Source organism: Klebsiella sp. CN_Kp097 (genome assembly GCF_040064495.1).
Classification (GTDB): Bacteria; Pseudomonadota; Gammaproteobacteria; order Enterobacterales; family Enterobacteriaceae; genus Klebsiella; species Klebsiella aerogenes.
On sequence record NZ_JBEAIL010000007.1, the window covers coordinates 197,308 to 218,236 of the forward strand.

17 protein-coding genes and 1 pseudogene are annotated in these 20,929 nt (G+C 49.8%); 15 read left to right on the forward strand and 3 right to left on the reverse strand.

Annotated features, from left to right (window positions below; genetic code table 11):
* Nucleotides 1-32: 32 nt before the first annotated feature.
* Nucleotides 33-1,649 (forward strand): ABC transporter substrate-binding protein, encoded by a 1,617-nt coding sequence (locus ABLV07_RS11325; protein WP_063410692.1) that lies wholly within the window; start codon nt 33-35, stop codon nt 1,647-1,649.
* Between the two features lie 179 nt (nt 1,650-1,828).
* Here the strand turns inward: ABLV07_RS11325 and ABLV07_RS11330 are convergent, their stop codons facing one another.
* Nucleotides 1,829-2,881, reverse strand: coding sequence for a LacI family DNA-binding transcriptional regulator (locus ABLV07_RS11330; protein ID WP_074160617.1), 1,053 nt, complete (start codon nt 2,879-2,881; stop codon nt 1,829-1,831).
* Nucleotides 2,882-3,103: 222 nt separating this feature from the next.
* On the opposite strand from ABLV07_RS11330, the gene ABLV07_RS11335 reads away from it, so the two are divergent.
* The 8 genes from ABLV07_RS11335 (at nt 3,104) to ABLV07_RS11370 (ending at nt 9,350) form a co-directional block, all read left to right on the forward strand.
* A complete protein-coding gene (locus tag ABLV07_RS11335; RefSeq protein ID WP_032705858.1) occupies nt 3,104-3,544 on the forward strand; it encodes a PTS sugar transporter subunit IIA in 441 nt (146 codons plus the stop codon).
* Nucleotides 3,545-3,554: 10 nt separating this feature from the next.
* Nucleotides 3,555-3,821 (forward strand): PTS sugar transporter subunit IIB, encoded by a 267-nt coding sequence (locus tag ABLV07_RS11340; RefSeq protein ID WP_015366287.1) that lies wholly within the window; start codon nt 3,555-3,557, stop codon nt 3,819-3,821.
* Nucleotides 3,822-3,852: 31 nt separating this feature from the next.
* Entirely contained in the window at nt 3,853-5,115 is a 1,263-nt protein-coding gene (locus tag ABLV07_RS11345; protein WP_015366288.1) for a PTS ascorbate transporter subunit IIC, read from the forward strand.
* 21 nt (nt 5,116-5,136) lie between these two features.
* Complete coding sequence (gene alsE, locus ABLV07_RS11350) at nt 5,137-5,814, forward strand: D-allulose 6-phosphate 3-epimerase (RefSeq protein WP_015366289.1); 678 nt, start codon at nt 5,137-5,139, stop codon at nt 5,812-5,814.
* A 267-nt stretch (nt 5,815-6,081) separates the two neighbouring features.
* Nucleotides 6,082-6,546 carry a PTS sugar transporter subunit IIA gene (locus ABLV07_RS11355; protein WP_015366290.1) on the forward strand — a complete coding sequence of 155 codons (465 nt, stop codon included), beginning with the start codon at nt 6,082-6,084 and terminating at the stop codon, nt 6,544-6,546.
* 45 nt (nt 6,547-6,591) lie between these two features.
* Nucleotides 6,592-6,903, forward strand: a complete 312-nt coding sequence (locus ABLV07_RS11360; protein WP_001028229.1) for a PTS fructose transporter subunit IIB — start codon at nt 6,592-6,594, stop codon at nt 6,901-6,903.
* Nucleotides 6,904-6,946: 43 nt separating this feature from the next.
* Nucleotides 6,947-8,053, forward strand: coding sequence for a PTS fructose transporter subunit IIC (locus ABLV07_RS11365; protein ID WP_348853413.1), 1,107 nt, complete (start codon nt 6,947-6,949; stop codon nt 8,051-8,053).
* A gap of 430 nt (nt 8,054-8,483) precedes the next feature.
* Nucleotides 8,484-9,350, forward strand: coding sequence for an aldo/keto reductase (locus ABLV07_RS11370; protein WP_049052778.1), 867 nt, complete (start codon nt 8,484-8,486; stop codon nt 9,348-9,350).
* Between the two features lie 125 nt (nt 9,351-9,475).
* Here ABLV07_RS11370 and ABLV07_RS11375 read toward each other — a convergent pair whose 3' ends face one another.
* Nucleotides 9,476-11,155 (reverse strand): glycoside hydrolase family 43 protein, encoded by a 1,680-nt coding sequence (locus tag ABLV07_RS11375; RefSeq protein ID WP_348853415.1) that lies wholly within the window; start codon nt 11,153-11,155, stop codon nt 9,476-9,478.
* A gap of 43 nt (nt 11,156-11,198) precedes the next feature.
* Entirely contained in the window at nt 11,199-12,638 is a 1,440-nt protein-coding gene (locus ABLV07_RS11380) for an MFS transporter (RefSeq protein ID WP_172614025.1), read from the reverse strand.
* 598 nt (nt 12,639-13,236) lie between these two features.
* Here ABLV07_RS11380 and ABLV07_RS11385 point away from each other — a divergent pair.
* From ABLV07_RS11385 to ABLV07_RS11410, 6 genes and pseudogenes are all read left to right on the forward strand, one after another.
* Nucleotides 13,237-14,619, forward strand: a complete 1,383-nt coding sequence (locus ABLV07_RS11385) for a carbohydrate porin (RefSeq protein WP_020078619.1) — start codon at nt 13,237-13,239, stop codon at nt 14,617-14,619.
* 400 nt (nt 14,620-15,019) lie between these two features.
* A complete protein-coding gene (gene tssB, locus ABLV07_RS11390) occupies nt 15,020-15,511 on the forward strand; it encodes a type VI secretion system contractile sheath small subunit (RefSeq protein WP_045363134.1) in 492 nt (163 codons plus the stop codon).
* Nucleotides 15,512-15,553: 42 nt separating this feature from the next.
* Nucleotides 15,554-17,089 carry a type VI secretion system contractile sheath large subunit gene (tssC, locus tag ABLV07_RS11395; protein ID WP_045389761.1) on the forward strand — a complete coding sequence of 512 codons (1,536 nt, stop codon included), beginning with the start codon at nt 15,554-15,556 and terminating at the stop codon, nt 17,087-17,089.
* Between the two features lie 119 nt (nt 17,090-17,208).
* A complete protein-coding gene (gene hcp / locus ABLV07_RS11400) occupies nt 17,209-17,700 on the forward strand; it encodes a type VI secretion system effector Hcp (protein ID WP_015366299.1) in 492 nt (163 codons plus the stop codon).
* A gap of 166 nt (nt 17,701-17,866) precedes the next feature.
* On the forward strand, nt 17,867-20,497 hold the full coding sequence (gene tssH / locus ABLV07_RS11405) for a type VI secretion system ATPase TssH (RefSeq protein WP_348853417.1): 2,631 nt from the start codon (nt 17,867-17,869) through the stop codon (nt 20,495-20,497).
* 145 nt (nt 20,498-20,642) lie between these two features.
* Nucleotides 20,643-20,918 (forward strand): annotated as a pseudogene (locus ABLV07_RS11410) (phage late control D family protein); the annotation flags it as partial.
* Nucleotides 20,919-20,929 lie beyond the last annotated feature (11 nt).

Below are 20,929 nucleotides of genomic sequence, written 5' to 3' on the forward strand. Positions count from 1 at the left end.
AGCACTGGTTTGTTCATTTAAAAGGGGATCTCATGAAGTATCCTGTCACATTGACATGCGGCGCGCTGTGGTTAGCCAGCGTTTCTTCTCTTGCCTGGGCGGCGGACGTGCCTCCGGGAACCGTATTAGCTGAAAAACAGCAGCTGGTACGCCATATAAAAGACGAGCCCGCTTCATTAGATCCCGCTAAAGCCGTCGGCCTGCCGGAAATTCAGATTATCCGCGATCTGTTCGAAGGGCTGGTGAACCAGGACGCGAAGGGCAATATCATCCCTGGCGTGGCGACCCGCTGGCAGAGCAACGATAACCGCGTCTGGACCTTTACCCTGCGTGATAACGCGCGCTGGTCAGACGGCACCCCGGTGACGGCGCAGGATTTCGTCTATAGCTGGCAGCGGCTGGTGGATCCGAAAACCACCTCGCCATTTGCCTGGTTCGCCGCCTTGGCGGGTATCAGTAATGCGCAAAATATTATTGATGGTAAAGCGGCGCCGGACACTCTTGGGGTGACGGCGGTCGATGCCCACACGCTGCGCGTGCAGCTGGATAAACCGCTGCCGTGGTTCAGCAACCTGACCGCCAGTTTTGCGTTCTACCCGGTGCAGAAAGCCAACGTCGAAAGCGGCGCTAACTGGACGCGCCCGGGCAGCCTTATCGGCAACGGCGCCTATGTGCTGAAAGACCGGGTGGTGAATGAGAAGCTGGTTGTCGTGCCGAATACACAATACTGGGAAAACGCCAAAACGGTGATTAAGCAGGTGACTTTCGTGCCGATTAACCAGGAATCTTCGGCGACCAAACGTTATCTGGCGGGTGATATTGATATCACCGAATCCTTCCCGAAAAATATGTATCAGAAGCTACTGAAGGATATTCCCGGACAGGTCTACACGCCGCCGCAGTTAGGTACCTATTATTACGCTTTCAATACCCAGAAAGGGCCAACCGCCGATGAGCGTGTGCGTCTGGCGTTAAGCATGACCATCGACCGGCGGATTATGGCGGAGAAAATCCTCGGCACCGGTGAGAAACCGGCCTGGCGGTTCACCCCTGACGTCACCGCAGGCTTTACTCCGCAGCCTTCGCAGTTTGAGAGCATGAGCCAGGCCGAGCTTAATGCCCAGGCTAAAGCGCTGCTATCGGCGGCAGGATATGGCCCGGACCGTCCGCTGAAGCTGACGCTGCTGTACAACACGTCGGAAAATCACCAGAAAATCGCCATCGCCGTGGCGTCGATGTGGAAGAAAAACCTTGGTGTGGATGTGAAGCTACAAAACCAGGAGTGGAAGACCTATATCGATAGCCGTAATACCGGTAATTTCGACGTTATCCGCGCATCGTGGGTAGGGGATTACAACGAGCCGTCGACTTTCCTGTCGCTACTCACTTCTACTCATAGCGGTAATATCTCGCGCTTTAACGATCCGGCATACGATAAGATCCTCGCCCAGGCGGCGCAGGAAACCTCGGAAAAAGCGCGTAACGATGATTACAATGCGGCAGAGAAAATCATCATGGCCAAAGCGCCTATTGCGCCGATTTATCAGTATACCAACGGCCGCCTGATCAAGCCGTGGTTAAAAGGATACCCGATCACCAATCCGGAAGACGTGGCGTACAGCCGCACGATGTATATTGTGAAGCACTAATCGGTAGCGGTTGCCTGATGGCGTCAGGCAACCATCGCTAACCTCAGAACTGGCGCGGCTTACAGCGCCAGTTTCTCCTTCTGACCATTACCCGCCACAGCAGAAAGCATAACTTTTCTGACGCATAGTTATCCTGCCGTATTCGGTGGGATAACAAATCAATAAATATGTCGCCAACGCTACTGCTTCCTGGTGCTGGCGCGAACTTGTAACGCTGAGGGTAATTCAATGAATTTATCCGTCGAATTACCCGCCAGCAGCTCAAGCAGTGTTTGTCCTGCGAGGGTTCCCGTTTCACTCCAGGGGAATTCGACGGCAGTCAGCGCCGGTGAGCAAACGGCGGCAAGAGTCCCCCCGCTCAGGCTTGCCAGTGCCAGAGAGTCAGGCACTTTTTGCCCCGCGCCATGGCAGGCCATAATACAACCGCAGGCGATTTCATCGGATGTGCAAATCAGCGCATCAAGCTCAGGCCAGGTGATACGAATATCGCCGAGCAGGTTCAGGCCGGTCGTAATGCCTGCCGCCAGGTGAGAGGTCACCACGCGATGCGGAGAGTGGTTAACGGAGAGCATCGCGCTGTTCCAACCGCTCAGTACCTGGCGAAACATAATGTTATTGGAAGCCGTGCAAAGCAGGCCGATATTTTTATATCCGGTCTGTACAAGCGATGTGACCAACTTTTTGATGGCTGCGGCATAGTCAACGCCAATGCTGACCCAGCTCGCATCGCGATTGATGGCGCCAATCTCAACCACCGGCACGCCGGTGTTACTTATCATTTGCGAACAACTGCTGATGTTATCAATATTGAATTGAACAATCGCAGCCGGGTTGTAAGCGAGCATTTGCGCAAAAGCTTTTTCTTCACTCTGTCCACCCTGACCGGACTCGATAAACATCATGCTATAGCCCTGGGTCGTGAGCACGGTCTGTAGTGTTTCGGAGACGGCAAGAAAGCCCGGGGAGGAAAAAGAGGGAACCACGCCCATCACCAGACTGGAGTCAGCAGAGGCAAGGTTGCGGGCCTGCAGATTTGGCACATAGCCCAGCTCGCTTACTGCGGCTTCAATGCGTGTACGCAGTTCAGGATTCACTTTTTCAGGCATGCGTAACGCGCGTGACACGGTCATCGTGCTCACGCCGACCAGTTTTGCCACTTCAGCAAGCGTAATTTTACCGGTGTTTTTCCTGCGTTTTTCTCTCGCGCTATCGTCCGCTTCTAACGTCTGCACTGGTGTCCTCCTTTCGCCTGACTGGGCAGCCATTGTAAATGATGTTTGGCATTTTACGCATTGCCCAACTGCAAAGTAATGATAAGTATGGATAACAAAGTTAGCGGTAACAAGAATTTTAACATTATTGACGTGTTAGCGCTAACTTTGAGATGAAGATCACGGTAAGCCGCGAAGAGATTCCACTATAGTAGGCTCACTTTCAATGCTATCGGGGAATTTATGATCACGACCTGGTTACCAACGGAAAATATCCAGATTGTGGATTCAGTTAGTGACTGGAAACAGGCAATTACGTTATCGGCTCAACCCTTATTGGCGAAAGAGGCGATTACTGAAGATTATATTCAGGCCATTTGTAACAGCCATGAAAAACTTGGTCCTTATTATGTTTTAGCGCCTGGTCTGGCGATGCCTCATGCTCGCCCGGAGCAAGGTGCAATTAAAAATGGTTTATCTCTTTTGCATATTAAAAAAGGCGTTTCTTTTGGCTCGGAAGAGAATGACCCTATTTACGTCGTGATTATGCTGTGTGCGCTTTCGGGAGATGAACACATCAATATGATTACAGCCCTGGCAGACATTTTTAGCGATGATGAACGACTCTCAGCACTGCTGAAAGCCTCATCAATGACGAAAATTCAAGCCGTTATCAATGGATAGTGAGGTAGAGATGAAAAAGGTTCTGATTGTTTGCGGTAACGGTTTAGGTAGTAGCTTTATCGTTGAAATGAACGTGAAAAAAATCATTACAGAGTTAAATAAAGAAGCAGAGGTTTCCCATACCGATCTGACTTCAGCAAAAAGCGAAACTGCCGATATTATTCTTAGCGCCAGGGATATAGCTGAACATCTGTCCAGCCATTCTGCACAGGTTTTTGGTTTATCTAACCTGCTGGATAACAATAAAATCAAAGAAATTCTTTCCGAGAATCTCTGATTAATTATTTGCGGCCTTACGGAGTCATTCTATGCTGCAGTTTATTATTCATGATGTGTTGGGCACACCAGCAATACTGGTCGGTTTGTTTTCCCTGATCGGCTTATTATTGCAGAAAAAAGCAGTTTCCGACGTTATTTCCGGAACCCTCAAAACCATTATGGGGTTTGTGATATTAACATCCGGGGCGGCGATTGTCGCCACGACGTTAACGACGTTTAGCCAGCTGTTTGAGCACTCCTTCCATATTCAGGGTGTTGTCCCCAATACTGACGCCATGGCGGCGCTGGCGCAGAAAAACTACGGTACTGCGACAGCCATGATCATGGTGCTGGGGATGTTGTTTAATATTGTTCTTGCCCGCATTACGCCGCTGAAATACATCTTCCTGACAGGCCACCACACGCTGTATATGTCGGCGATGCTGGCTGTCATTCTCTCTGTCGGCGGTCTGTCGCCGTTCTGGGTTGTACTGGTGGGGGCGGTAATCCTCGGCATCATGATGGTGGTCTCTCCGGCTATTCTGCAGCCATTTACCCGCAAAATTACCGGCACTGATGACCTGGCGCTGGGCCACTTTGGTTCAACAGGGTATCTGCTGTCGGCGCTGGTGGGAAAAGCGATCGGTAAAGGCAGCCCGTCGATTGAAGAGCTGAAGGTGCCGAAAACGCTGAACTTCCTGCGTGACTCCTCGGTAGCTATCTCGCTGACGATGATGATTCTGTTCCTGATTCTGGTACTGGTCGCAGGTAAAGAGTTTGTTGAGACCAGCATCAGTGGTGGTCAGAACTTTATCATCTTCGCCATTATCCAGTCGCTGACCTTCGCGGCAGGCGTGTGGATCATCCTTGCGGGTGTTCGCATGATTATTGCCGAAATTGTTCCGGCCTTTAAAGGCATCGCCGACAAGCTGGTGAAAGACGCGAAACCGGCGCTCGACTGTCCAACCGTCTTTCCGTTCGCCCCGAACGCGGTGATCGTCGGCTTCCTGTCAAGTTTTGCCGCTGGTCTGGTGAGTATGTTCCTGTGTCCGCTGCTTGGCCTGAGCGTCATTGTTCCCGGCCTGGTGCCGCACTTCTTCTGCGGCGCGACGGCGGGCGTTTACGGCAACATCTGCGGCGGTCGTCGCGGCGCGGTGGTGGGGGCATTCGCTCACGGTCTGTTGATTTCTTTTTTGCCCGCGATTTTGCTGCCCCTGATGGGCGACCTTGGCTTTGCATCCACCACCTTTGGCGATGCGGACTTTGGCGTTGTTGGCATCATTCTTGGGCATGTCGTGTCACTGTTTAACTAACTAATTTTATAGAGGTGAGGTATGGCAGCTAAATTTTCGCCCTCGTTAATGTGTATGGATTTAACGCAATTCAGAGAGCAAATTACGGCAATGAACGGTCGGGCTGATTTTTATCACGTCGATATTATGGACGGTAACTATGTGAAGAATATTACGCTATCACCGTTTTTTATCGAAAACCTGAAAAAAATTACCGATGTGCCGATCGACGTACATCTGATGGTGAATCACCCGGAAGATATAATTCCAATGTGTATTGATGCCGGGGCCGATATTATCAGCTTCCACCCTGAGACGGCGAATAACAAAATATTCCGGCTGTTGAACCAGATTAAAGACGCGGGTCGTCGCTGCGGCGTAGTGTTGAACCCAGCTACTCCGGCGGATGCTATTAAAGAGTACGCGCACCTGCTGGATAAAGTGACCGTCATGTCGGTTGACCCGGGCTACGCAGGTCAGAAATTTATCCCAGAATCGCTCAATAAAATTAAACAGCTGATCGCGATGCGCGAAGTGCATGGTTACCACTATCTGACCGAAATTGATGGCTCCTGTAACGAGAAAACTTTTAATGTTATCTCCCAATCGGGCGTTGACGTCTTTATTGTGGGAACCTCGGGCCTGTTCTCCCTGGCGGATAATGTCAGCGATGCATGGGATAAAATGGTCGATATCTATCAACGCGAAATCGCTGCCTGAAAATTGCAGCGCGCTCAGCCGTATTGAGCCATTGCGCAGTGCAAAGTGTCTATTTAACCGGTCTGTCTCTTTGCCTTCGCGTTAGATTTATATGGTTGAGAGCGCTGTAACCCTTTTTATATCTGGAGTTCGCTTGCGACGCCTCGTCGTACGCTTGCGGATGCTATCTATTATGCTGTCCGGCCCCGACGGGTTTGGCAGACTACGTGGTGGCAGAAGCTGGTATCGCTGATTACAGATGATTATTTATGTTAACGAAGGTAACTTATGGACATTTCGAGTGTACTGAACGTAAAAAATATTAAATTAAACATGATGGCTAAGAGTAAGGAAGAAGCAATTGAAGAATTAGCCGACTTATTAGTACGTGATGGAGTTGTTATTAATAAAGATATTTTTCTGCAAGATGTTTGGTTACGCGAAGAACAGGGCTCCACTGGATTCGAAAATCATATAGCGATCCCTCATGGTAAATCCTCAGGCGTAGCCCGTACAGCATTGGCCATTGGACGAACCCAACATCATATCCCTTGGGAAACTATGGATGGTAGTGACGTTCGTTGTATTATTTTATTTGCTGTATGCCTGGAGGATCAAAATACCACCCACATCCGATTATTATCCCAGGTTTCAGGTTCACTTGCCGATGAAGAGATAGTAGGAAAATTACTGATGGAAGATTCCCCGCAGAAAATCATTGATCTTTTAAATGCTGAAGGTGTCAGCGCTTAATTTAATTATCATAGCATCGAAAACAATTAACCCTGGAGAATAGTTATGAATATTGTTGGAATTACAGCCTGCACTGTAGGTATTGCACACACTTATATTGCGCAAAAGAAAATTGAAATAGCAGCAAAAAAGGCCGGTCACAATGTCAAAATCGAAACGCAAGGCACTATAGGTATCGAGAATGCCTTGACCGCTGAAGAAATTGCACAAGCCGACATTGTTCTGTTAGCCGCCGATGTTAAAGTTTCAGGTGAAGAAAGATTTGCCGGGAAGAAAGTCGTCAAAGTACCAACGGAAATGGCAGTTAAATCACCAAATAAGCTTATTGAAAAGCTTGGTGAATTAGTCAATTCATAACACCTACCTATGCGTATCCTATATAAAATAAAGGGCGTAATTTATGAATATAAAAGAAATATGGAAAGCAGCAAACCCTAAAGGTCATCTGCTGACTGCCATCTCATTCTTGATTCCGATTGTCTGTGGTGCTGGGTTTATTATTGCCATCGGTATGGGTTTTGGCGGGACGGTTCAGGACACTTTAGTATCGGGTCAATTTGATCTGTGGCAGGCTTTCGCTACCATGGGAGCTAGGGCGCTCGGACTATTGCCCGTCGTTATTGCTATCGGAATTTCCGGTTCGATCGCAGGTAAGCCCGGTATTGCCCCTGGTTTTGTTGTCGGTCTGGCAGCTACTGCTATTGGTGCGGGTTTTATCGGGGGCATGATCGGTGGCTACATTTCCGGGTATATTGCTCTTGCAATCATTAAAAATGTGAAGGTTCCTGGCTGGGCCCGGGGTTTAATGCCGACATTGATTGTGCCATTTTTTGCATCCATTTTCAGTGCTCTGCTCATGGTCTATATCATCGGCACGCCTATTGGTATTTTTACCGATGCACTCACATCGTTCCTGAGAAGTATGGGAACTTCATCTAATTTAGTATTAGGTGCTGTTATTGGGGCGTTGTGTATCGTTGACTTTGGTGGGCCGATCAATAAAACGTGCTTTGCATTCGTCTTAACTCTCCAGGCACAGGGTATAAATGAGCCAGTTACGGCCCTTCAGTTAGTCAACACGGCAACACCTATCGGTTTTGGGCTTGCATTTTTTATCGCCAAACTGCTTCGCAAAAATATCTATAATAACGAAGAAATCGAAATGTTAAAGTCGGCGGTTCCTATGGGGGTAGTGAATATTGTTGAAGGGTCTATCCCTATAGTGATGAATGATATCGTTCGCGGTATTGCAGCAGCGGCAATCGGCGGTGCTTGTGGTGGTGCAATCACCATGGTGTATGGTGCGGATGCAACTGTACCTTTTGGCGGGGTATTGATGCTCCCAACAATGTCAAATCCCATGGCAGGTATTATGGCATTGATAGTTAATATATTAGTAACAGCAACCATTTATGCTGTCATCAAAAAAGATGTTCCTCGCGATGTTGTTATCAATAACGATCAAGAAGAGGAAGATATCAACTTCGATGATATTAAGATTAGTTAGATATATGCATAATGGCATGCCGTAACATGATGTCGCGTTCACAATGAATGTTATTATTATCGCGGCATATATTATTTCTGCATTCTGTTCTAATCGCCACGAGTAACAAATGGGTCGCCATGGTGGCCCATTTGTTACAGGCATGTTATCAGAATTACTTAAAAAGACTATCTAATAATCAATTACGGCCCTGACGATTAACGTTGGGTGAAGAGCATGAGGGTAAAAAAACAGCAATATTTTGTGGTTCACTCTTAATCGTCGTTTCCATATCCGGCATTAATTCAATACGTTCGCCTCTCTGTAGCGTTGCGCCAATCAACCTGCCTGTATTTATGAATTCGCTGCATAGGTCAAATCAGAAATGACAGACTAATCATGGTGGTGTTTCCGGCCTAAAATGGTGTTTTAACATGACAGGGGCCTTGCCGTGAAATATTCAGTATTAAGTAACAACCTCAAAATGCCGATGGTCGGTTTTGGCGTGTTTAAGGTCACCGATAAAGAAGAGTGTAAGCAGTCGGTGTTAAGCGCTATTCGTACCGGTTATCGCCTGATTGATACCGCTGCCATCTACGCCAATGAAGATGCCGTGGGTGACGCGGTTCGCGAGGCCATCGCTGAAGGGTTGTGTACCCGTGAGGAGTTATTTATCACGTCGAAACTGTGGGTTCAGGACATGGCCAACGGCGATGTGGCTAAAGCCGGTATTGAGGCCTCGCTGAAAAAATCGGGCCTGCAGTATTTTGATCTCTATTTATTGCATCAGGCCATGGGCGATTATTTCAGCGCCTGGCGCGCGCTGGAAGAGGCTTATGAAGCCGGTAAACTGAAAGCCATCGGCGTGTCCAACTTCTACGCTCACGTGTTAGTTAATTTCTGTGAAACCGTCAGAATTAAGCCCATGGTGAACCAGGTCGAATTACATCCTTATTTTGCGCAACCCGCCGCGCTGGAAACCATGAAGCGCTATAACGTTCAGCCCGAAGCCTGGGCGCCGTTAGGCGGCGGGAGACATAAACCATATGAAAATGAAATGCTGCAGGGGATTGCCGCTGCCCATCAAAAAACCATCGCCCAGGTTATTCTACGCTGGAACGTGCAGCGCGGCGTCACGGTAATTCCTAAATCCACCCGGCAGGAACGTATTGCAGAAAACTTTGATCTCTGGGATTTCTCCCTAACCGATAGCGAAATGGCGCAAATTAGTGCACTGGATTTAGGCTATGTGGGTGAAGCGGTGAAACATTTTAATCCGGAATTTGTACGTGGTTGTCTGGGCGTTAAAAAGCAGTAAAAAAGTCATAACGAGACGGTGGGGGAATCCACCGTCCTGATATAAACATTGCCAATCCACAGATCTTCGCTTTCTTCTTACCGGGTTAATCTGCGCCAGGTTGACTATAAAAGACGTTCATCAAACTAATCAGCACGTAGCTCGCCAGCCTCCCAACTATAAACATCCGTGCCAATTAACGAGTCGCCAAACTCTTGATAATCGAAATGATAAAATTCAGCGCTGGCGCCGTAGCCTGAGTAGTCTACTGCCGCAAGACCTACAAATGCACCGGTAAAGAACCCGCCATAGCTTTGCAGAACATAGTCATCGGAAAGGACTGCGGCATCGAAAACTACCGGAATTTCAATAAACTCGGCGCCGTCAAAACTATACTCATAGCTATAGGTCTGCTTCCTGACTTTCGTCCGTAACCACACGTATTCGACGTCGTCAGGAATCTTAATTGCGTTATCTTTCAGGTACGAAGTATATTTTCCACGATTGTTTTCGGCAACCTCGATGACTCTGCCGTTAATTTCATTCCAGGTTACAAAAGCAAAACTCCAGTGACGGTCGTTGTAGTAATTGGTTAATCCGGCCATTTGTTGGTAGCTGAAAGGATTAAAAGCGACTTTAACTTCAGCATTAAAGTAAAAGGCTTGCCAGCGGCGGGCAATAAGCGACAAATCATGCGTATTCGCTAATGATCCCTGGCCTATTAAGGTAAGCTTTCCGTCGCCTGTGGTACCCATCTTTTCGGTAAACGGTACCCGCAGTGTATTCCAGTTGAGATTAAGCGTTGGGGTAGTAAATTCATCGTGCTGGCTATTATCTTTCGCGCTTTCGGTATAAATGGCGTCTTTTGGGCCCTCAACAGACGTTTTACCGCCGTGACCGCCCACAATGCGCGGCCAACCATCGTCATCCCAGTACACTTTTTGGATAGCCGTTTCCCGGCCAAGGGTAGACCAGCCGCGAGGATCATAAATAGACTCGCCTGGGCGATTCCACGGACGAGCGCAGAGCGAAGCATAATACCATTCGCCTTCGGGCGTCGAAACCAAAGCGCCGTGTCCTTGTTTCTGGATATAGCTGTCAGGCGTATCAACGTTAGTTAAAAATACCTCGCCAGGCTCTGTTTCGAAGCTGTCGGCGTTTAATGTCTTGGAACGGGCTACCACCTCCTGATGAGTAAAAACTGTCCCCCCCTGAGCGGCAAAGAGATAGTAATAACCGTTCAGTTTATAGAGATGAGGTCCCTCGACGAGCGCCACTGCGGTACCGCGATAGATGGTACGCGCGGTTTCCGGCATTAATTTTAAAGTTGTTGTATCAAGCTCTGTTAAGGTAATCCCATCAAAAGGATGGTGGTACTCCCGATGATCCCACGTCTGTTGCACAATATATTTACGGCCATCATCGTCATGGAAAAGTGAAGCATCGAAACCCACGCCATTCAGTTTTATCGGCGCACTCCACGGGCCGCGAATATCTGTTGCGGTGGTCAGGTAGTTTGTCATGTCTTTAAAGGCACCTTCGGTGACTTTCACATCGGTATACACTAACCAGAATTTACCATCCGCATAAGAGAGCGCCGGAGCCCAAATACCGCCTGAAGACGGATTCCCCTTCATATCTAAGAGGGTAGTGGTTGACAATGGCGACGGCAGAAGATTCCAGTGCTTCAGATCTTTTGATTCATGTAAACGAACGCCAGGAAACCACTCAAATGTCGAGTTGGCGATATAGTAGGTGTCCTCAACACGGATAATGCTGGGGTCGGCATTAAAACCACGTAATATAGGGTTTTGGATAAGGGACATATTATTACACCTTTATAAATTTAAAGTTTACTCTGTATTGGATTTACACCCGAATCTCATCAAGCTGGCGGTTAATGTCGCTGACGTGTTTGTCTGAGATGGGATAAATTTGCATGACGATCATTGCTACAATCGCTAAGGCGATGGGGATCCAGACCGCTGTCATCATAATCCCATCGATAGCGTTCGCGCTTTGCTGCGCGCCGGTTTCATTAAATCCATAGACGGCCAGCAGCCACAGAGGAATGGCGCCGCCAATGGTAAAGCCAATCTTGAAAAACAGGCCCATAATGGCATTAATAATTGCTGCATTTCGCTTACCAGACTTTAATTCACCATAAGCAATAACTTCAGGAACCAGCGCCCACATAAATCCGGTGGCTGAGGTTAAGCCCCACTGTTTAATGAATGTGGCGATGTAAGCAAGCCACAGCGCATCGTGCATGCCTTCACGCGACCAGACGTAAGTTAATAATTCACCAGCAATAAACATTCCCAGGAAAATGTGGAAGAAGCCTTTTTTACCAAAAATCTTTTTTAGTTTTGGCCAAAATATGGGGAACGCAATGCCGGGTATAGAGGCGACCAGCCCAACGGCGCCCATCCATTCGGAGTGACCAACAACATACTGATTGAAAAAGCCGTTAACCGTGTTCATAAAGAACATGAAGGTAAAGGCCAGCATGAAAAACAATCCAAGAATGACGAGTGGACGATTATTTTTAAGTTCAAGGAACAGATCGGTTGTTTTAACGTTGGCGGTCTGTTCCACGGTCGCAACAACGCGTTCTTTAGTGAATTTATAGCAAATGAAAAGTGCCACCGCACCTAATAACATATACACGGAGTAGACGCCGAACCAGGCGTAATTTGCTGATGGATCGGTATAGTTTCCCAGATTGAGTTCTATGCCAAAAAAACCGGTATCCTTCAGGCTACGGTCTTTTGGTGAGGCCATTTGCACGAACATCGGAAAAAGGGTATACACCAGAAGATTGGCGCTATTAGCCAGCATCATTCGCGTACTGGTTAATTTATCAATAGATTCCGGATCTCTTGTCAGTGAGGCATTAAGAGAACCATAAGGGATATTCACCAGGGAGTAGACTAAATCCAGCGCTAAATAAATGATAAAGGCGAACGGTACGGAACCTCTCACGCCAGGAATGGGTGCAAAAAGCAAAGCGGAAAGGATCACCAGCGGCACGCCGGCTCTTAACAACCAGGGACGGTATTTACCGGCGACTGACGTCCTTTTGTCTACATAGGTTCCAACCATCGGATCCCAAAACACATTGATTATTCGTACAAAAAGAAAAATGAACCCCGCAGTGGCTGTACTGATCGTATTCACCGTCAACATATGTAGAGCAAGAAAGCCGCCTATTGTGCCGAAAACCAGGTTTTGCGCAAAATCGCCCATCCCGTAGCCGATACGTTCCCCACGAGTTAACTTATGATATTCATCATTGCGACTTTGCATTATTTTTTTACCCATTCTGAGTAGACTCCGGTTTGTTGTGTGAGTGTGAAACACTTTCTGACACAAATGATCTCGAAGAATCTATTACGTTTTTAAATTAATTAATTATGTTTTTTTACTTCTGTGATCCTCAGAGCAACAGCCACTTGACACAATCTATGTACTCTATATGGATTTTCTCGCATTAAATATTTGAAAGTAATATTTGCGAGGTGGCTCACATTTGAGTGTTTTCTCAATCGCTGAGTGAAATATCGTAATTGAGCAACCGGTTTATAGAATACAGGATGTGTCATAGTTGTTACATTTCTTACATTCACCAATGTCGGAGGTATTATGCCATCTTAGTTTAGGCGGATAACTATCAAGGGTTTTACTCACCATATAATGATGCCCACGCGGCAGAATCACTGTGGCGATGATTTTCTATCAGCGCTAATCATTAATTTCGATTGTGGAGAAAGAATTACGATACTAATTTAAAACCTCTGTAACGGTACAAAATAAAAATAAATTGTTCTCACAGTAGCGACATATTCTGCGTAGCCAGAGTAAGGTTGTTATTGTCTGAATAAAATTAACCTCTATTGAGATAATGATGACAATGATTAGAAAGCTTCCATTAACTATGGCGGTTATCGCCGCGTTTTCTCCGTTTACCTCTGTAATAGCCCAAGAATTTACCCAGGAACAGATCGACGCCATCGTCGCGAAAGCCGTCGATAAAGCGCTGGCCGACCGCCAGGCTAAAATCGACGCTGCGGCCGATAAAAAGGTCGACGTGATGACCAACCCGCAAACCACCGCCGCTTCGCCGGATCTGGCGATCCCTTTCGGCCTGAAATTTAGCGGCTACGCCCGCTATGGCGCCCATTTCCAGACCGGCGACCAGAAATATGTCGGCGTCGACGGCTCCTATAACGGTGCCTCGGCGATTGGCCGTCTCGGTAACGAAAGCAACGGCGGCGAATTCCAGATCAGCAAAGCGTTCAAAAGCGCGCAGGGGGCCATCTGGGATCTCAACGTCATGTTTGACCACTGGAGCGACGAGGTTAACCTGAAAAAAGCCTACGTCGGCGTCACCAACGTCCTCGAATCCAACCCCAACGCCTATATCTGGGCCGGCCGCGATTTCCACCAGCGCCCGCAACAGGGGATCAACGACTACTTCTGGATGAACCACGACGGTCAGGGCGCGGGGGTGAAGAACTTCGATATCGGCGGCGTGCAGTTCGACGTGGCGACGGTGTCGCAGGTGAAATCCTGTAGCCCGGAAGTGATGGCCGATGAGACCAACCCGTCGCGCATCACCTGTACCGGCAGCTCCGATACCGGCGACAACGGCCACTACGCGCTGACCACCAAAACCCACAACATCAAGGCCGGGCCGATCGACGTCGAGGTGTACGCCAACTACGGCTTTGACTCAAAAGCGGTGGACAGCGACGCGCGCCTCGATGCCTGGCAGGGCGGGCTGGTGCTGAGCCATAGCAACGACAGCGGGGTGAATAAGGTGATCCTGCGCTACTCCGATAACTCGGATAACAGCGTCTATAACAAAACCGACGACCTGACCACGGTCTACGCCAGCTTCGAGGGCAGCCATAAGTTCACCCAGCAGGCGCAGATCGAGTATCTGCTGGCCTTCCACGACTACGACAACGGCAAGGATAATACCGACAACCGTAAAAACTACGGCGCGATCGTCCGGCCAATGTACTTCTGGAACGATGTGCACTCGACCTGGCTGGAAGCGGGCTACCAGCGCGTTGACTACGACCAGGGCGGGGATAACCACGGCTGGAAGCTGACGCTGTCGCAGAACATCGCCATCGGCATGGGTCCGGAGTTCCGCCCGATGCTGCGCTTCTATGTTACCGGCGGCCAGGTGAATAACGAGCACACCGCGAAAGTAGACGGCACCAGCGACGAGCGGTTGGATTCGCTGAACATCGGCGGTATGTTTGAGGCGTGGTTCTGAGAGAATGCGTTTACGGGAATACCAGACTGGCCTATGCCAGTCTGGTAGTTTTTGGCGCCCAGAATGCTATTTTATTAACGTCTCTATTAATACTTCCTTTTAATAATTCATTTATTAAAAGGAATGAGTTTATTTCGACGCTGAAAGTTGAATTTATAATATTTAAATAGTTTCCATCTGTGATTGAGTAAATTACATATTGGTTGTCGTGTTGAGATTGCATGAGTTATTGGTTGAAATTATTGCTTACCAGCGATATTGATCTATGCCAATTAAATGACTCGTTATCTCTGGATCTTCGTATCTGCTGGTTGATATATTGCCCTGGTTTCTTTAAACATAACGTTGTGAATAAAACGAAATTTACTCCACAATCATTCCTTAAGGAAAAGGGACCGCTATGGCTGATTCATTCCAGAATGAGGTGCCGAAGGCACGTATTAATTTAAAATTATCCTTACATACCGGGGGGGCGCAGAAGAAGGTTGAACTACCGCTTAAATTGCTCACCGTTGGTGATTTCAGTAATGGAAAAGAGCATCGACCATTGGCCGAGCGCCAGAAAATAGATATCAATAAGAATAATTTTAATAGCGTACTTTCTGAATTTAACCCAGAGATCAATCTCACCGTTGAGAATACTCTGGCCAGTGATAACTCAGAAGACAATGTTAAACTGCGTTTTTCCGATATAAAAGACTTTGAGCCCGAACAGGTTGCCCGGCAAATCCCTCAACTCCGCGCCATGCTGGCGATGCGTAATTTATTACGCGATCTCAAATCGAACCTGCTAGATAACGCTACTTTCAGAAAAGAGCTTGAGAGAATCCTTAAAGATCCAGCTCTGTCCAGCGAATTACGCGCCGAAATGAGTGCCCTTGCCGGGAAGTAAACGGCGGTCATCTCTTTTAATGGATTAACCGGGAATATGCTGATGTCTGTAAATACTGAAACGAACCCCGCGCAGGGGCAAACCACCGTAATGAACAAAGAAAGCGTTTACGCTTCTCTGTTTGAAAAAATCAATCTGAGCCCGGCATCAAGCCTTGGCGATATTAATGTCTTTCTGGACGATGCGGCGCTATCAGAGGCCACGGCGGGGGAACGCCTGACCGCGGCGATGCAGGTTTTTATGGACTGCATTCGTCAATCCGGTCAGCAGGTGGAGAAACTCGATAAAACGCTTATTGACCACCACATCGCGGAGCTGGATTTCCGTATAAGCCGTCAACTCGATGCTGTTATGCATCACCCGGAGTTCCAGAAGGTGGAATCTCTGTGGCGCGGCCTGAAGCAACTGGTAGATAACACCGACTATCGCCAGAACGTGAAAACCGAAATCCTCGATGTGTCCAAAGACGATTTACGTCAGGATTTTGAAGATGCGCCAGAGCTGATACAGAGCGGCCTGTACTGGCATACTTACACCGCCGAATACGACACCCCCGGCGGCGAGCCGATAGGCTCGGTAATTTCAGCGTACGAGTTTGACGCCAGCCCGCAGGACATGGCGCTGTTGCGTAATATTTCGAAAGTCTCCGCTGCGGCGCATATGCCATTTATCGGCGCCGTAGGGCCGAAATTTTTCCTCAAGGATTCAATGGAGGAAGTCGCGGCGATTAAAGATATCGGCAACTATTTCGATCGCGCTGAGTACATTAAATGGAAATCGTTCCGCGATACCGATGACTCGCGCTATATCGGTCTGGTCATGCCACGGGTATTGGGCCGTCTGCCGTATGGGCCGGACACGGTTCCGGTGCGCAGCTTTAACTACATTGAGCAGGTAAAAGGGCCGGATCACGAAAAGTATCTGTGGACCAGCGCGTCATTCGCCTTCGCCTCGAACATGGTACGCAGCTTTATTCAAAACGGCTGGTGCGTGCAAATCCGCGGCCCGCAGGCGGGCGGCGCGGTGAAAGATCTTCCCATTCACCTCTATGATCTCGGCACCGGAAATCAGGTGAAAATCCCTTCCGAGGTGATGATCCCGGAAACCCGTGAGTTCGAATTCGCCAATCTGGGCTTCATTCCGCTGTCTTATTATAAGAACCGTGACTACGCCTGCTTCTTCTCGGCTAACTCAACTCAGAAACCCGCGCTGTACGACACCGCGGATGCGACAGCCAATAGCCGTATCAACGCCCGCCTGCCGTACATCTTCCTGCTGTCGCGCATCGCCCACTACCTGAAACTGATCCAACGCGAGAACATCGGCACCACCAAAGATCGTCGCCTGCTTGAGCTGGAGCTCAATACCTGGGTTCGTGGCCTGGTTACGGAAATGACCGATCCGGGTGACGAACTGCAGGCCTCACATCCGTTGCGTGATGCGAAAGTGGTAGTGGAAGATATCGAGGATAATCCAGGCTTCTTCCGCGTCAAGCTGTACGCGGTGCCGCACTTCCAGGTGGAAGGCATGGACGTCAATTTGTCTCTGGTTAGCCAGATGCCGAAGGCGAAAGGGTAACACGCCTGTCACTATCCAGGTCGTCTGGCTCGACAGGCTACAGCCTGTCTGGCGACAGACAACACACCCGCGCCATCTCAGGATGATGGCGTGTTAAAAAATGAAATGGAGTAATTAACATGGCAATACCAGTCTATTTGTGGTTGAAAGACGACGGCGGGGCGGACATTAAAGGTTCCGTGGATGTGAAGGATCGTGAAGGCAGCATCGAAGTGGTGGCGCAGGAGCATAACCTGTACATCCCGACCGACAACAACACCGGAAAGCTAACCGGCACGCGTATCCACACGCCGTTTCTGTTTACTAAGGAAATCGACTCCTCAAGCCCCTATCTCTACAAGGCGGTGACCACCGGCCAGACGCTGAAGTCTGCTGAGTTCAAGTGGTACAAAATCAATGATGCTGGTCAGGAAGTGGAATACTTCAACACCAAACTGGAAAACGTGAAAGTGGTGAAGGTCAATCCGCTGATGCACGACATCAAGAACCCAGCCTACGAGAAGCACAGCCATCTTGAGCAGATTGAACTGCGCTACGAAAAAATCACCTGGACCTATAAAGACGGCAACATCATTCATTCCGATTCATGGAATGAACGAACGACAGCCTGACGCCCGAAGCAGGCGGTTCGCCGTCTGCTTTTTTGCTAAGCGCCTGTGACCGCTGGCTTTTAGCAAAAAACAATCAGCCTGCCCGACCTTGCGCGCTTTGGTCTCCTGCATCACGGGAAACGGCGATGGGCGGTAGCGTGTCCGGAATCGACAAAGAGAGAGCCTCATGGAAAACCCAGCCATCCTGTTACGCCGTTTAAACTCTTACTGCGCCCGCGCCCTGGAAGGCGCCGCTTCGCTGTGTCAGGCCCGCGCGCATGCGCAAATCCTTCCAGAACACTGGCTGCTAAAACTACTGGAGCAGGGCGAGGGAGACCTGACCGTTTTAGCGCGGCGTTATGAGTGGGATATGGACGCTATCTGGCAGGATCTGCTCTCTTTTCTGGAAACGCTTCCACGTTCGGTACACAGCCGGCCGCAGCTGTCCGGCAGCATCCAGAGCCTGATGCAGGAGGCGTGGTTAAGGGCTTCACTGGCGGGGGAGACCTCTCTACGCAGTGTTCATCTACTGATGGCGTTAGTCAGCAACCCAACGCGGGTGCGCTGTGACAGTCTGTGGCCGCTGTTAACGTTGGGACAAGCGCAGCTTGAACACCTGCGACCATTATTAGATATGCAGTCTGATGAGCGCCCGGAATTACAGCCAGATGAGCCTGGCCACGCTGGCGATGTGGAGTTTGTCGGCCGCCCCGTGGAATCGGCTGTGAAGTCCGCTGAGATGACCCCTGCGTTACAGAACGCGCTGGATAAATTTACTCTTGATATCACTGCGCGTGCCCGTGAAGGCAAAATCGACCCGGTCTATGGTCGCGATAACGAAATCCGTCAAATGGTGGATATCCTGTCGCGCAGGAGAAAAAACAACCCAATCCTGGTTGGCGAACCCGGTGTCGGCAAAACCGCGCTGGTCGAAGGGCTGGCGTTGCGTATCGTGGAGGGCAATGTGCCGGACAGTCTGAAGCCGGTTTCATTGCGTACGTTGGATCTCGGCTTACTGCAGGCCGGCGCAGGCGTCAAAGGGGAATTCGAACAGCGGCTTAAGAACATTATCGAAGCGGTACAGCAGTCGCCTGTCCCGGTGCTGCTGTTTATCGATGAAGCTCATACTATCATCGGCGCAGGCAACCAGGCCGGTGGCGCGGATGCCGCTAATTTGCTCAAACCGGCCCTGGCGCGCGGCGAACTGCGAACTATCGCCGCCACGACCTGGAGTGAGTATAAGCAGTACTTCGAGCGTGATGCCGCGCTGGAGCGCCGCTTCCAGATGGTCAAAGTCGACGAACCGGACGATGACACCGCCTGTCTGATGCTGCGCGGGCTGAAATCTCGCTATGCTCATCATCACGGGGTACATATCACCGATGAAGCCATTCGCGCCGCCGTGACACTTTCCCGACGCTATCTCACCGGTCGCCAGTTGCCAGATAAAGCGGTGGACCTACTGGATACCGCATCGGCCCGCATTCGCATGGGAATCGATACGGTGCCGGAATTGTTGACGCGTATGAAAGCGCAAATCACGGCGCTGGAAATGGAAAAACAGGCGCTACTGGAAGATGCCATGGTCGGTAGCGGTAGCGACGAAGCGCGGCTGGCGGCAATTGAGCTGGAAGAATCGCGTATTATTTTACAGCTTGATGACCTGGAAACGCAGTACGGCCTGGAACTTAAGCTGACCGAGCAACTGCTGAGCTGCCGAGCCGATCCTTCCCGCCGCAAGGAGATCGGTGAATTACAGAGCCAACTTGCCAGCGTCCAGAATAACCATCCGCTGCTGGGGCTGGATGTCGATTTACGTACCGTAGCAACGGTGATTGCCGACTGGACCGGGGTACCGCTCTCTTCATTGCTGAAGGACGAGCAGACGGAACTGCTGAGTCTCGAATTTCATTTGGATAAACGAGTGGTGGGGCAGGATATGGCGCTAAACGCCATTGCCCAGAGACTGCGGGCGACCAAAACCGGGCTTGCACCGGATAACGGCCCGCAGGGCGTATTTCTGCTTGTCGGTCCGAGCGGTACTGGAAAAACGGAAACCGCGCTGGCGCTGGCTGATGAACTGTTCGGTGGTGAAAGATCGCTGATTACCATCAATCTTTCCGAATATCAGGAGCCGCATACGGTGTCCCAACTGAAAGGATCGCCTCCCGGTTATGTCGGCTACGGTCAGGGGGGGATTCTCACCGAAGCGGTACGCAAACGTCCGTACAGCGTGGTCCTGCTTGATGAAGTGGAAAAAGCGCATCGCGATGTGATGAATTTATTCTACCAGGTGTTCGACCGTGGCTTTATGCGCGATGGCGAAGGACGCGAAATCGACTTCCGTAATACGGTGATCCTGATGACCTCAAACCTCGGCAGCGATCGGCTGATGCAGATGCTGAAGGAACATCCGGAAGCGACAGAATCCGATTTACATGACCTGTTGCGGCCGGTGCTGCGAGAACATTTTCAACCAGCGCTGCTCGCGCGTTTCCAGACCATTATTTACCGGCCGCTCAGCCAGCCGGCGATGCGCAAAATTGTCAACATGAAACTCAACCAGGTCAGCCAGCGTTTGTATCGTCATTACGGTATGACAACCGATATTGCCGAAGGCCTGTACGATGCGTTGACGGACGCCTGCCTGCTGCCGGATACCGGCGCGCGTAACATTGACAGCCTGCTTAATCAACAAATTCTACCAGTGCTGAGTCAGCAACTGTTGAGCCATCTGGCGGCAGGGCTGAAGCCGCAGAGCCTTTCTCTGGATGTCGATGAAGAAGGCGGCGTGGTCATGGAATTTAGCCACTCCTGATGAGGATATCTTAGCGTCAACGCCATCCCGGTACAGGATGGCGCGGGCGATGGGCAAGCAGAACACTATCTGCAGGGCATTGCGGTCTTATGGAGAAAAAATATGACCTGGATGAGTTCGTTGGGCCGTGAGCGCAACACAACCGCAGGAGCATAACCTGCATGGTTGGGAATATGAATTTAATCTCAAGCAAAGCTACCCAAAACGCGAACAGATAAACCAGTATCGCGAGAGCGACCTGGCGTTTATTCAGCGCCTGCTGGCTGAAGTCGGCATATTCTATTATTTCACCCTGCAGGAAGAGGCGCAGAGCGAAGTGGTGAATTTCGCCGATGCGCAGCGCGCGTTGATATTTGGTAAGACACTCCCCGTCAACAGCCCGTCGGGAATGAGCGACAGCGGGGCGGAGTCCGTATGGGGCTGCGAGGCGGA